Origin of the sequence: Methanoculleus sp. UBA208 (genome assembly GCF_002498065.1) — an archaeon.
Classification (GTDB): Archaea; Halobacteriota; Methanomicrobia; order Methanomicrobiales; family Methanoculleaceae; genus Methanoculleus.
This window is the reverse complement of record NZ_DAFZ01000033.1, coordinates 14,894-28,258: the sequence shown is the minus strand read 5'-3', so window position 1 is coordinate 28,258 and position 13,365 is coordinate 14,894. Positions and strand designations below refer to the sequence as shown.

13 protein-coding genes and 1 tRNA gene are annotated in these 13,365 nt (G+C 60.4%); 7 read left to right on the top strand and 7 right to left on the bottom strand.

Annotated features, from left to right (window positions below; genetic code table 11):
• The 6 genes from BRA62_RS02675 to BRA62_RS02650 all read right to left on the bottom strand — a co-directional run.
• The coding region (locus BRA62_RS02675; protein WP_292364588.1) for an SAM-dependent methyltransferase at window positions 1-106 on the bottom strand (106 nt) is incomplete at its 3' end.
• Between the two features lie 2 nt (window positions 107-108).
• Window positions 109-993 (bottom strand): hydroxymethylbilane synthase, encoded by an 885-nt coding sequence (gene hemC / locus BRA62_RS02670; protein WP_292364585.1) that lies wholly within the window; start codon window positions 991-993, stop codon window positions 109-111.
• Window positions 978-2,225, bottom strand: coding sequence for a glutamate-1-semialdehyde 2,1-aminomutase (hemL, locus tag BRA62_RS02665; protein ID WP_292364584.1), 1,248 nt, complete (start codon window positions 2,223-2,225; stop codon window positions 978-980). Before hemL ends, hemC begins: the two co-directional genes overlap by 16 nt.
• Window positions 2,212-3,195 carry a porphobilinogen synthase gene (gene hemB, locus BRA62_RS02660; protein WP_292364583.1) on the bottom strand — a complete coding sequence of 328 codons (984 nt, stop codon included), beginning with the start codon at window positions 3,193-3,195 and terminating at the stop codon, window positions 2,212-2,214. Before hemB ends, hemL begins: the two co-directional genes overlap by 14 nt.
• Window positions 3,174-4,445, bottom strand: a complete 1,272-nt coding sequence (hemA, locus tag BRA62_RS02655; protein WP_292364582.1) for a glutamyl-tRNA reductase — start codon at window positions 4,443-4,445, stop codon at window positions 3,174-3,176. The genes hemB and hemA overlap by 22 nt, the downstream gene beginning before the upstream one ends.
• A complete protein-coding gene (locus BRA62_RS02650) occupies window positions 4,438-5,064 on the bottom strand; it encodes a precorrin-2 dehydrogenase/sirohydrochlorin ferrochelatase family protein (protein ID WP_292364580.1) in 627 nt (208 codons plus the stop codon). Before BRA62_RS02650 ends, hemA begins: the two co-directional genes overlap by 8 nt.
• Window positions 5,065-5,217: 153 nt before the next feature.
• Between BRA62_RS02650 and BRA62_RS02645 the strand changes: the two genes are divergently transcribed.
• The 4 genes from BRA62_RS02645 (at window position 5,218) to BRA62_RS02630 (ending at window position 8,805) form a co-directional block, all read left to right on the top strand.
• On the top strand, window positions 5,218-6,162 hold the full coding sequence (locus tag BRA62_RS02645) for a DUF7544 domain-containing protein (protein ID WP_292364579.1): 945 nt from the start codon (window positions 5,218-5,220) through the stop codon (window positions 6,160-6,162).
• Between the two features lie 163 nt (window positions 6,163-6,325).
• Window positions 6,326-7,018, top strand: a complete 693-nt coding sequence (locus tag BRA62_RS02640; RefSeq protein WP_292364578.1) for a PrsW family intramembrane metalloprotease — start codon at window positions 6,326-6,328, stop codon at window positions 7,016-7,018.
• A 171-nt stretch (window positions 7,019-7,189) separates the two neighbouring features.
• A tRNA-Gly gene (locus BRA62_RS02635) sits at window positions 7,190-7,261 on the top strand.
• Window positions 7,262-7,701: 440 nt separating this feature from the next.
• A complete protein-coding gene (locus tag BRA62_RS02630; protein ID WP_292364577.1) occupies window positions 7,702-8,805 on the top strand; it encodes an inositol-3-phosphate synthase in 1,104 nt (367 codons plus the stop codon).
• Between the two features lie 11 nt (window positions 8,806-8,816).
• On the opposite strand, the gene BRA62_RS02625 is transcribed toward BRA62_RS02630, so the two are convergent.
• On the bottom strand, window positions 8,817-9,479 hold the full coding sequence (locus BRA62_RS02625; protein ID WP_292364576.1) for a DUF2284 domain-containing protein: 663 nt from the start codon (window positions 9,477-9,479) through the stop codon (window positions 8,817-8,819).
• 457 nt (window positions 9,480-9,936) lie between these two features.
• Between BRA62_RS02625 and BRA62_RS02620 the strand changes: the two genes are divergently transcribed.
• The 3 genes from BRA62_RS02620 to BRA62_RS02610 all read left to right on the top strand — a co-directional run bounded on the left by BRA62_RS02620 (window position 9,937) and on the right by BRA62_RS02610 (window position 13,358).
• Complete coding sequence (locus BRA62_RS02620; protein WP_292364575.1) at window positions 9,937-10,185, top strand: hypothetical protein; 249 nt, start codon at window positions 9,937-9,939, stop codon at window positions 10,183-10,185.
• A gap of 338 nt (window positions 10,186-10,523) precedes the next feature.
• Window positions 10,524-11,573 carry a hypothetical protein gene (locus tag BRA62_RS02615; RefSeq protein WP_292364574.1) on the top strand — a complete coding sequence of 350 codons (1,050 nt, stop codon included), beginning with the start codon at window positions 10,524-10,526 and terminating at the stop codon, window positions 11,571-11,573.
• Between the two features lie 3 nt (window positions 11,574-11,576).
• Window positions 11,577-13,358 (top strand): hypothetical protein, encoded by a 1,782-nt coding sequence (locus tag BRA62_RS02610; protein WP_292364572.1) that lies wholly within the window; start codon window positions 11,577-11,579, stop codon window positions 13,356-13,358.
• Window positions 13,359-13,365 lie beyond the last annotated feature (7 nt).

The following is a 13,365-nucleotide window of genomic DNA, read 5'->3' as shown; positions in this document are numbered from 1 at the left end:
GGTCGTAGAGGATCACGTCCGCTCCGTCGATCACCTCGCGGGCCCTCATCGTCATGAGGCCGAGCCCGCCCGGGCCGGACCCCACAAGATACGCTTTGCCTGTCATTGTCATGGTTTCACCCCGAGGGCCGCATAGGCCTCACGGATCAGGGCGGCCGCCTGTACACGCAGCGCCCGCCCCCACTCCCGGGCTTCGCCGACGGTCGCGACGTGCCGCTCGATCCGCTCCCACCGGGAACCGTCGAGCGCGAGCACCTCGGCGATCAGGTTCCCGTCCCGGCAGTAGATCCCCTGCGGAGTGAAGCACCCGCCGCCGACCTCCTCCATGACGGCACGCTCGATCTCGACGTCGAGGCGGGTTGCGACGTGGTCGAGCGGCGCAAAGGCCCCGGAGACGGCCGGGTCGTCCCGGCAGACGACCGCGACGGTGCCCTGGTTCGGAGACGGGACGAACCGGTCGGTGGGGAGGGGCTCGCCGGGCAGCGTGAGCCCGAGGCGCTCAAGGCCCGCCTCCGCGAGCACGATGGCGTCGTACTGCCCCTCGCGGAGTTTTCGTATCCGGGTATCGACGTTCCCCCGCAGTTGCTTCACCTCAAGCGCCGGACTGTCGCGGAGGAGCTGGGCGCGGCGCCGGGTGCTCGACGACCCGATGACAGAAACCGCATCAAGGGGGCACTCGTGTACCAGGAAATCGGCGGGCGAGTCCCGCTCGAGCACCGCGCAGCAGGTGAGCCCCGCCGGGCGCGCCGCCGGGATGTCCTTCATGCTGTGCACCGCCGCATCGATTTCGCCGCGGAGGATGGCGTCGTCGAGCGCCCGGATGAAGACCCCCTGCCCCCCGATGGCGTGGAGCGGGACCCCGGTCGCGGTGTCGCCCTCGGTCGTGACCGTGACGACCTCCGCCTCGATGCCCCGGTCGGCGAGGATGCCGACCACTTTGTTTGTCTGTGCAAGCGCGAGAGCGCTTCCCCGTGTGCCTATGCGAAGAGACATGATCCGTATGCTTCCGCTATCTTTTCGATATCCGCTTCCGTGTGCGCGGCGGAGAGGAAGTTCGTCTCGAACTGCGACGGCGGGAGGAAGATCCCGGCCTCAAACATCGCCTTCCAGAACCGCGAAAACGCCTCCGTGTCGCACTCCTTGACCTCCAGGTAATTCCGCGGGGCCGGGTCCCGGAAGAAGTGCTTGAAGAGCGATCCCATCCTGACGAACGAGCCTTTGTGCGCATCTGCGGCAATCTCCCCGATCGCCCGCGTGGCATCGTCGAGCCGACGGTAGACCTCCGGGTGTTCGTGGAGGTGGCGGAGCGTCGCGTACCCCGCCGCGAGGCTCGCCGGGTTGCCGCTGAACGTGCCTGCCTGGTAGACGGGTCCTGCGGGGGCGACCAGTTCCATGATATCGCGCCGTCCCCCGAACGCCCCGATGGGAAGGCCGCCGCCGATGATCTTGCCGAACGTGGCGAGATCCGGCTTCACCCCGTAGAGCACTTCCGCGCCGCCGATTCCAACCCGGTAGCCGGTGATCACCTCGTCGAGTATGAGGAGGACGTCGTAGGCGGAGGTGATCTCCCGGACATCGGCGAGATAGCCGTCGTCGGGGAGGACCGGGCCGACGTTCCCCATGACCGGCTCGAGGATGAACGCGGCGACGTCGTCGTTTCCGGCGAGGAGGGTTTCCAGCGCCTCGGGGTCGTTGTAGGGGACCTGCCGGGTGTGCGCCACCAGATCCGCAAGGACGCCCGCGGAGTCGGGCACCCCGAGCGTGGTCGCCCCCGATCCGGCCTTGACGAGAACCGCGTCGTGGGCGCCGTGGAACCCGCCCTCGATCTTGATGATGTCCTGCTTGCCCGTGTAGCCGCGGGCGAGCCGGATCGCGGCCATCGTCGCCTCCGAGCCCGACGAGACGAACCGCACCATCTCGACCGCGGGGTGGTCGGCGGCGATGACTCCCGCAAGATCGAGTTCGAGCGGCGTCGGCGTGCCGTAGAGCCACCCCTTCTCGAGCTGGCGCTCGATCGCCTCCCGGACCCTCGGGTGGGCGTGGCCGAGGATGAGGGGGCCGTAGCCGAGGCAGCAGTCGATCAGGTCGGCTCCGTCGACGGTCGAGAGACGGGAGCCTGCGGCGCGCTCCACGTAGAACGGATACGGTTTGATCGCACGCACAGGGCTGCTGACGCCGCCCGGCATCAGGGTCTTTGCGCGGGAAAAGAGGTCACTGCTCTTCATCGAGCCACCTCGCCGCGTCTTCCGCAAAGTAGGTGATGATCAGGTCGGCCCCGGCCCGCTTGATGGCCGTGAGGGTCTCGAGGGCGACGGCCCGTTCATCCAGCCACCCGCGTTCTGCGGCGGCCTTGATCATCGCGTACTCCCCGCTGACCTGGTAGGCCGCGACCGGCAGCCCGAACTCCGTGACGGCCGCGAGGATGTCGAGGTAGGCACCGGCCGGTTTGACCATCAGGATATCCGCCCCTTCGGCCACGTCGAGCTCCGACTCCATCACCACCTCCCTTGCGTTCCCCGGGCAGATCTGGTAGGTCGTCCGGTCGCCGAATGAAAACCCCGAGCCCGCCGCGTCGCGGAACGGCCCGTAGAGAGCGCTCGCGAACTTCGAGGAGTAGGACATGATCGGGACGTCCGTAAAGCCGGCGGCATCGAGAGCCTGCCGGATCGCCCGCACCATCCCGTCGAGCATACACGACGGCGCGACGATATCGGCGCCGCTCTGTGCGTGGGAGACGGCTATCTGCACCATCAGTTCGAGCGAGGGGTCGTTCAAGAGGTCCGGGCCGTCGGCGGTCTCCCCGACGATGCCGCAGTGGCCGTGGTCGGTGTACTCGCAGGCGCAGACATCGGTCACGACCACCATCTGCGGCAACCGCTCCTTGATATGCCGGACGGCCCGCTGGACGACACCGTCCGCCGCGTAGGCCCCGGTCGCCTTGCTGTCTTTTGCGGCCGGGATCCCGAAGAGGATCACCGCCCGGATACCGGCGTCACGGAGGCGTTCGCAGTAATCGGCGACGCCGTCCACCGGGTACCGGAACTGCCCCGGCATCGAGGCGATCGGCACCGGTGCGCTGATCGATTCGTCCACGAAGACCGGTGCAATGAAGTCGGTCTTTCTGAGTTCGGTTTCGCGGAGAAGCGGCTGGACTATCCGCCGCCGCATCCGTCTCATTCTTCGTTCTGGAAACATGATTCTCCCCGGGTAATCGCCCTCATCAGGGCTTCTGCTGTCTTTACATCGCCGCACTCCGCGCTCACGCGGATGGCTGTCGTCACGTCCGAGAGGAGTTTTTTGGTGAGCGCCCGCGTCAGGTCGTCGACGACCTCCGCCGTGCGGTCGTCCTTCTGCCCCAGGCGGGCGAGCGCCCGGTCGCGTTCACGCGACCGGATCGACTCCGCCCAGGTATAGAGGAGGGCGAGCGTCTCGTCGGCCGCCGTCCGGCGGAGGAGACGGATGAAATGTTCGGCCTCCTCGTCGATGATCTCCCCGGCCCGGGCCGCCTCGCTCCTCCGGGACTCCATTGCCGCATCGTTGACGTTTCTGAGGTCGTCGATGGTGAAGAGGTGCACGCCTTCGATCGACCGCACTCCGTCCTCGACGTCGCGGGGCTGGGCGATGTCGATGAGGACCAGGTGGCGGGGGTGCTGATCGAGCGGCCAGAGGCGCTCCTCCATCACTTCCCGGACATCCTCGGTCCGGATGACCGGGTGCGGCGCGGCGGTGCAGGAGATGACGACGTCAGAGAGCGCGATGTAACGGTAGAGGTCCTTGAAATTGACCGCGCGTCCCCCGATCTTATCCGCAAGCATCACCGCGCGCTCGTAGGTCCTGTTGGCGACGTAGATGGCCGTGAGACCCCTGGCGGCGAGCGCCTGCGCCACCAGAACGCCCATCTCCCCGCTCCCGACGACCAGGATGTGCCGGTCGCGCAGGGTGCCGAGGAGGTTCTCCGCAAGCGTCACGGCCGCGGAGCCGACGGAGACCGCTCCGCGGTTGATCTGCGTCTGACGCCGGATTCTGACCCCCACGTGCACCGCCTTGTTGATGCAGAGCCCGATGGCGCTGCAGCAGGTTCCGGCCTCCTCCGCGGCCGCAAGCGCCTGTTTGAGCTGCCCGAGGATCTGGTCCTCGCCGACGATCAGGGAGTCGATGCCTGCGGCCAGTTCCAGGAGGTGGCGGGGCACGGCCTCGCCCTCGATGACTGTAAAGCCACTTCTGCCCTGTTCCTGCAGGAATCCTTCAAGACTCCGTGCATCGCCCTGGACCAGAACTTCGATGCGGTTGCAGGTCTGGAGCAGGAGAACGCCCCGGAACCGCTCCCGCGCCTCGCGGAGAAACGCTGCCTCGTCGGGAAACCGGAACGCCTCGAGCGTGGCGATGTCCGCGGTGTGGTGGCTGATACCCGCGAGCGCGAGAGGGATCGTGACCGGTTCAGGCATGCAGGTACCTCTCGATCGCCAGTGCGCGCGCTCTCGCGTAGTCGGAGGCCAGCGCCGCCCGGATCTCGTCGTCCGAGAGGATGCTCCAGAGGATGCGGGACCGCTGTGCCTGCTCCGGTTCGGTCTCCCGGAGCATCGAACGTATCTCGTCCTGCAGGTCGATCATTCGATCGAGGTCCGCGTACTCGGCCTCGAGCCTCATGCGGAGGAAACGGGATACGGCAGGGCTCTTTCCGCGGGTGCTGATAGCAACCAGGTAGCGGCTGCCCCGGACAACCGAAGGGATGATAACGTCGCCGGGCTCGCCGGCGGCGTTGTTGAAAAGGATCCCCGCCCCGGCACAGAGCCTTCCGATACGGTCGTTGAGTCCCGGGTCCGGTGTCGCGGCTACCGCGAGGAACGCACCTGCGAGGAGCCCCCGGAGCTCATCGTCCGAAAGAGCCGAGAGGTCGGCCTCCTGCCGCCGGATCGCAAGCCCCTCAAGGCCCTGTGAGAAAGAGCGGCTGATCACCGTCACCTCCGCCTCATGCTCAAAGTACGCAGCCTTCCGGGCACCGACGTCGCCTCCGCCGAAGATGAGCACCCTCCTGCCCGTCAGGTCAAGCATGAGAGGGATCATTCGTTCTATAGTCTGGTGAACGGACTACATTAAGGTGTTGAAAAACCGGATTCCTCAAAAACCCGTGAGCACACGGCGCCCGGCCGGAACACCGGGATCCATTTATCAAAACAAGGTATTAATGACACGGAGATCATCTTCTACGTGAGAGATATGGCTGAGGATATGTATGCATTCAGCAGGCTGGATGGTGCCTTCCAGCGCACCAAAAGCCTGCTCTGGCCCATAAAATGGGGCGTCTGGCTCCGCCTGGCCTTGATCGCGCTCTTCGTGGGAGGGGGCGCAAGTTTTCCGAACACCTCCCAGTACAGCTTCGGAGAGGGCGACCTCCCGCCCGGCATTGCGGAGTCCCTCCCCGAGATCGCACCGCTCATTGTAGCATTCATTGTTGTCGCGCTCGTGATCGCCCTCCTCTGGATGCTCGTCGGCGCGGCGATGCAGTTCGTCTTCGTCGATATGCTCCGGACGGGCGACATCCATATCAGGCGCTTCTTTGGAGATCGGTTCGGAAAGGGGGTGCGGCTCTTCCTCTTCCAGGTCGGCCTCACGCTGATCCTGATCCTCGCCATGATGGCGCTCATCTTCATGCTCGTCGGTATCGGGGGGCCGGGTATCGGCGTTGCCGCGCCGCTCATGATCCTTGCGTTCATTCCGATAATCCTGGCCGCAGCCCTCCTCTTCGGGGTCGTCTTTCTCCTGACCAACGACTTCGTCGTCCCGATCATGATTCGTGAGGACTGCGGCGTCATCGAGGGCTGGCGGCGGCTTTTCGGGGTGATGTCCGGCCAGGTATGGCAGATCGTCGTCTACATCGTCACCAGGCTCGTGCTTGGCCTCATCGCCGCGATCGTGCAGGCGGTAATCGTCATCCTCGCACTTGTGATCATCGCGATACCGTTCATACTCATCGGGATCGTGCTTCTCGCCGCAATCCAGGCAGGAAACTTCGCGCTGCTCCTCGCCCTGCTCATCCCTTACCTCGTCATCGCGATCCCGGTCGCGCTCCTGATCGCGGTGCCGTTCATCACGTTCTTCCGGTACTACGGGCTGCTGGTGCTCGAGGGGCTTGCCCCGGAGTACCGCCTCCTCCCCGAATAACTCTTTTTTGGGCAAATGTGTCTTCCCGGGGAATTTCGTCCCCGATGCGCGGCCCTTTCCGAACACGGATCACTATCTTCAGCAGGATTAAGAGGGCGTCTGCAGGCTGGCCCATGGAACGGAAAGACTCTTCCTCTATGAAACCATGAACCCGGATCAAGCAATGGTTGACGGCGAGCCGCTGGTGATCCTCGCCCTGGCGCTGGCGCCGGGGATATTCTGGGCATGGTACTTCTACCGCAGGGATAAATACGATCCCGAGCCGGCGGCCCTGATCGTAAAGATCTTCCTTCTCGGCGTCCTCGTCACGTTTCCCGTCGCCTTCGTCGAGGGGTTCTTCGGCCTGTTCATCGCATCCCCGCTGATCATGGGCGTCGTTGTCGCGCCCGTCGTCGAGGAGTACGGCAAGTTCGCGGTCGTGCGCCGGTTCGCCTACCGGGACACAGAGTTCGATGAACCGATGGACGGTATCGTCTACGCCGCCGCCGCCGCTCTCGGGCTCGCATCGCTCGAAAATGTCCTGTATGTCTTTTCAGCATACCTGACGTCGCCGGCGCTCGCCCTCAGCACGATCGCCGTCCGCGCGATCTTCTCGGTCCCCGGGCACGCACTCTTCTCCGGTGTCTGGGGCTACGCCCTTGGCCGGGCCAAGTTCGCGGCCCCCGAGCAGCGTTCGGGGATCGTCCTCCGCGGACTCGCTCTCGGGATGGTGCTGCACGGCATCTTCAACTTTCTGCTCTTCTCCGCCGAGATCGTCACCTACGCCATGGCCGTCTTCATCCTGGTCCTGACGCCGGGGCTCTGGATACTTGCAAACCGAAACATCAGGCAGGCACTCGACCACGGGAGACGGTAGGTGCGCGGCAGCGGTGCGACCGTTAACTCCGGGGACAACCATCCCCGCGGAAATTTCACCCGGACATGGGAGCTTGCGGGAACGGCGGCGCCCGAGAGAGGCCGCGCTTCGATAGGCTTATTAGCCAGCAAATCCCATGTTGTAAGGCACACAGTGCGAAAGCACGGGCGTGCGCCGATAGTGTAGTGGTTATCACTAGGCGTTGCCAACGCCTAAACCCGGGTTCGAGTCCCGGTCGGCGCATCAGGAAATCCGATTCGACTCTTCTTCCAATTCTCGCTGTCAGAGCAGTGCGTCATCGTCACGACCGGTGTTTACCCCGGACGCTGATTATTCGGGAATGAGCAAGTCAACTGTTGCAGCTGCCATTGTTGTGGCCGTTACGAGGCTATCCGGACAAAATCGTCCCACATATAGCCTGTTTTACAGAAAGATTTAAAGTTCAGATGAGCGAGAGAAAATCCTCGACGGCCATACCTGCAGCGGCGCTCTGTAGGGAACCTGGTGTTCCCCCTGTGGAACATGGCCCCCCGGCGCGTCCCAAACCATACCCTTATATTTCCCGCTCCGTATTATAGTCAAAATGCAACTCTCTCCGAGTTGCGTCTTCTCAACCTGCGCCTGACGCATCCGCCCACGGAGGGGCGCGTCAGGCGGCATACCGTATCTATCGGGGGGCTTTCGTGGACTCGATCAGGATTGCAATTGTGGGCGTCGGGAACTGCGCCAGTTCGCTGCTTCAGGGGATCGAATACTACCGGGGAAAGAGCGAGAGGGATGCAACCGGGCTGATGCACTGGGACCTCTGCGGCTACCGCCCATCCGACATCGAAGTGGCCGCAGCGTTCGATATCGATGCGCGGAAAGTCGGGAAGGACGTCTCCGAAGCGATATTCTCCCTCCCGAACTGCACCACGGCCTTCTGCCCGGAGATGCCGAGAACCGGCGTGACCGTTCGGATGGGGCGGGTGCTGGACAGCTTTCCCGCGCACATGCAGGGCTACAAGGAGGAGTGCAGGTTCGTGCTCGCCGACGAGGAGGAAGCGTCGCGCGAGGACGTTGTCCGGGTACTCGAGGATTCGGGCGCCGAGGTGCTGCTCAACTATCTTCCCGTGGGCTCGGAGGAGGCCGCACGGTTCTATGCCGGGTGTGCGCTGGAGGCGGGGGTCGGCCTCATCAACAATATGCCGGTCTTCATCGCGAGCGACCCCGCCTGGGCGGCGAAGTTCCGCGAGCGCGGTCTTCCGGTCATCGGCGACGACGTCAAGGCCCAGTTGGGTGCGACGATCACCCACCGGGTCCTTGCCGACCTCTTTCGTCGGAGGGGCGTGCGACTGGACCGGACCTATCAGTTGAACACCGGCGGCAACACGGACTTCCTGAACATGCTCAACCGCGACCGCCTCGCCTCAAAGAGGACATCAAAGACCGAAGCGGTGCAGTCGGTCCTCGAAGAACCCCTCGACGAAGATGATATCCACATCGGCCCGAGCGATTACGTCTGCTGGCAGAAGGACAATAAGGTCTGTTTCCTCAGGATGGAAGGCAGGCTCTTCGGGGACGTTCCCATGCACCTCGACCTCCGCCTCTCCGTCGAGGACTCGCCCAATTCAGCGGGAATCGTCATCGATGCCATCCGGTGCTGCAGGCTCGCCCTTGACCGGGGCATCGGCGGTGCGCTCATATCCCCATCCGCCTATTTCATGAAGCACCCGCCGGTGCAGGTCAGGGACGACGACGCCTACCATATGACCGAGGAGTTCATCCGGGGCTTACGGCGCGACTGAAGGCCGGAGCATCACTCGATGAGGACGAGCCCTATCGAGGTGATGTTGCCGTGCTCGATCTTCCCGTACTCGAGGTCCCTGCAGGGGATGACATGCAGGTCCCACCCGGCCTTCCGGGCGGTGGAAAAGACGTCGATCCCGGCGCCCTCCATCGTCGGGCGGACGAGATCCATGTGCCGACAAAGCCTGCGGATACTCTCGTCGACGACCCCTTCGTGCTCCTCGGCAACGCAGTGCAGGTGTTCGCAGTAGATGCAGGGGTATCCCCCGAACCCGAACGCCTTCGGGAAATCGTCGTAGAACGCCGTCTTTTCGAGGAGGTGCACCGTCGAGTTCACCCAGAGGATGAGGTCGCGGAAGAACGGGTGGAAGTCGAGGGGTATCTCGTCGGGTTTGAGGTCGGGATGCCCCGGGATGCCGTCGAACCGGAGGAGGAGGGCGGTGCTGTACTCGGCGAGCAGCCGCCGGGTGTCTGCGGGGGCGGGAGCGTACGGCGGGCAGGACATGTGTTTCCCGTAGCCTTTGCACCCGAACCGGCACTTGAACCGCACCCACTCCGCGACGACGACGTCGTGGGCCGCAATCCGCCGCGCTTCCGCGCCGCGCTCCCGTGCGAGGGAGGAGAGTTTCCCGATCTCTTCCTCAAGTTCGCTTCTCACTGCGCTTCGCCTCAATGAAGGGTATCTGCCGTATCCGGGTATTTATAGGTAGCGCGAGGGAGCGACTGGCCGAAGGGTGCGAGGATTCATTAGAACCAGAACTTGAGAAGCCGCCAGGCTTCGAGTCGCGATGCTCCGTCAGAAGCAGAGCGTAAGAAGTCGCGGAAGCGTCTTCGAGCAGGAGCTCGAGAAGAACGAGATTTTTCGAGGGAGTAGGCTCCTGCAAAAGGCGGGTTATCCAATAATATCCCCTATGAGTTTAACAGAGAAAGATACCATTCGCTACGGGAGTATTATCTGATAAATCCAAGAATAGATGAACTCTTGCACGGTCTTCAGCAGAAGATGACACCTGTGCGGCGCGGATAAACTGGATCCTGATCTCTATTCCGCAAGCGATCTGATTAATCTGATTCAGGCAATCTTCAGCGTTCTCGCCGGACGACAGATCATGCATGAAGTGTCTCGTTTGATGATGGGCTCCGGCTACCTCTCCCTTCCAAATCTTTCAATCGAACCCACAATCGCGATATTCTGGATGGTCTTCTGGTTAATAGGCACCTTCGGCTTTGTATGGACGTTCATTGTCTATGTCGCAGCCACCCAGCACGGCAGATATATTCCTCGAACGCACGCACTTCTCACCGTTATCCTGGCATTCATCTGCATGCATGGCGTGGTATGGATGCAGTCAATGTTCGTTCGATACGTCTTACTTTGATTATTGCATCGGGACACCCCATGTTGGGGGTGCTTGAGGGTATGAAGGGACAGGGGGACGATTCGGCGGATCCAGCACATGGCTAACCCGGCCCATTCGGCGGGCAAATGGCGGGAGCTTCTTGCCTCATGCGTCACGACACTCTTTATCTTTCAATGTTGGTTCGTGTAGCATCCGCGCACGATCGCGATCTCGTTCGGTTGACAGATGCTTTCATCGAAGGAAAGAGTGCTGAGTAATACGGAAATATTCAATTTTATGCTATAATTATAACGAAAATTCAAAAGATCATTATTATATGCATATATGTTCCAGGATCGATATTAACTGGTGATTCAGTGGCGGACCTCTACGTACTTGCCTCGATCCCGGATCAGGGAAAAACTACCGCAGCTATCCTGCTTGAGAAACAGTTACGAAGCGAAGGTAAACGTGTAGCGTGCCTCCAGACGAATAAAGGTCAGAATGACGTTCACCGATATTTGTTCGAAGACTGCTACCATTATTCGGTTCCGCTGGAGGCGGCACGGAGTAAAAGTGCGTTCGAACAATGGGTCCCCGCGGGGTACGATGCTTATATCATGGAAATCACGTTTGCCTATGCCCCGCTGCGTGCCGTATACGTCGACCTGTTCGAGAACATCAATGAAGTCATTTCGTATGATGCACGCGAGAACTGGAAGGAATATGTTTCTGATTTCTTCAAACAACTATGGAGCAGGAGAAGACACGGGATTGGCCCCTCGCAGGACCTCATGGCATTCTGGGATCGTGTCCATGACCGGAATGTGCAGACCATCCTGACCAAAACTCCCGCCGTCCTCGACGGTCCCTGCGTCGGCACGGATAAAATCCTGTATCATGCGGATCAGATTGCCGCAGAACCGATCGAACCGGAGATGGAGCTCCCCAAAGGAAGCGGGAAGGTAATAGCCGTCGGTTCTTTTCCTGCCGAATACTGGGATATCTTTCCTTCGCTAACCTGGTTCCGGTTCGATTACGCTGCTTTTATGGAGAGGCTACGCGAGGAAAAATACGACATTGCGATCATCGGTGCCAGCGGGGCCGACAAAATGAAGCTCCAGGACCGACCGGATCACGGTTCTCTTATCTGTTACCAGCCTGCCCTGTACCTCGATCTGGAGAGAAAGCGGATCCGAGAGCCGCTGTCCGGAGATTACCATACCCTCTTCTCGACCATCAAGCAGCAGCCTCCCGGAACGCCCCTGTGTCCGGAGGGGGAGCCGTTTTGCCAGTTTAACAACCGGTTCTGGGTCCATCAGAAGTATGTTTCATCCGAGCCGGTCTGGAGAGACGGCAATACGGTATTCTGCAACGGCTGGGTGCTTCCGCAGTACCTGATCCGCGACGGATTCCTGGAGGTGTGAAGCATGGGAAGCGTTGTATATCCGCCGGTGGTGACCCTGGTCGAGCCGGAAGATCAAGAGATCGGCGATCCGTATCTCTACGGGGCGGAACGACTCTTTACCGCCTCGGTCGATCAAACGGCCACCCTGACGTTCACCCTGGACGACGGCGTACCCCACGCCTATCCGAACGTGACGCAGGCGTCGCATTCGTTTCAGATACCGTTGTTGGGCGTCCATACGGTACGAGTTGTTGCACAGAACGCCAACGGATCGGGGGAGGACTATTGGACCTGGAATATTTTCGTCACCCCGCCCACAATTTACCTAGTCGATCCTGCCGAATCGGAGGTGACGGATCCGGTGAATGCATCCAGGCTCTTCACGGCACGGTCCAATCAATACGCCATCATACGCTTTTACCTCGATGGCCAGCTCAAGCAGGAGACCCCGGTTCCGACCCAGAATGCATCGTATTTTCATGAAGCGGCACCTTTGGGCGAACACGTCGTTTCGGTCGTTGCCACGAATTCTAATGGTTCGGGCCAGAATCACTGGGACTGGAACGTAAAAGAGTGTTTTTCGGAAGGGGCAACAAAATGTGTCGGCTATGATCTCTTTGAATGCATCAACGGCAGATGGACACTCAAAGAAGCGAATGCTGTGCAATGTGGCTATCCGGCCTCACCAACAGTGACGAAGGTCAGTCCTACGACCGATACTCTCGGCCTCTACAGGATGAATGATAATCCACCTGTTCTTACAGTTCAGGTGAACCAACCTGCCCTGCTGACATTGAAAGTAGATGACGTTGTTGTCGATATGAGAACCGTTGCACAGGTCGACACGGATGTCACATTTGAGCAGTGTCCGGACTTCATTGCCTATATGAAGGTCGCCTCACACCTTGGGACACATACGGTCTCGATCATTGCTGAGAACGGCAACGGGATATCGGATCCCGTCACATGGCAATGGACGTTAATCGTCGGTATCGATCAGGCGGCGATTGAATTTGAAGCCATGCCAAATTATATAATCCTAGGCTATGAATTCGAAGCAAGAATGAGTGATATGCCCTTTTTCGATGCCTCGTCCTTTTCATCACCGGGAGATCATAAACTCCTCATCCCAAGCCATGCGTATACCAATGAAGACCATACTATGAAAAAAGGAGCGATTGCTTTTCACCGTGATTTTTGGGAAAATTCAGTCCATCGGTTTATCGCATTCACCGCATATATGTGGGACAGTGACGGGGGTAGTCGGTGCAATGAACCTGATGATCCCCCCAATCCCTGCTGGATCGATCCGGATGGCAGAGCGCAGTACGGCTGTATGAAACTGACCTGTAATATGACGCACACGATGCGGCTTGACCTCAGAGACCGCTCTGTGTTAAAAGCCTGTGCAACCGACGATCAGGGTGTATGGAGGTGCGTCAGAAAACTGCCCGTCACTTCAGATGAATCGATTGTTAATATCGATTTCATGTCGGAGATTCAGTGGATTTATGGTCAGAATGGTGAACTGCCTTTTCCAACGGCTGATTTGTCAGATAATGAGATTGTGTTAACTTGGATCAGAGTTAAAAAAATAGATGAGCCAGAAAGTGAGCAGGAAAAAACACTCCGACCGAATATTTGCCTGAAATTGAGATATTCATCTGACGAATATCCTCTAGAACCCAATCCATATAATCCACAGCAGGGAACATTCGGTGCTCGGTTAATCTGGACACGGCGGGAAGTACAGGGATCTCCCGGTGAAGAAGAATTTGTCTTAAACTTTGGTATAACTCAGTAATCAGCAG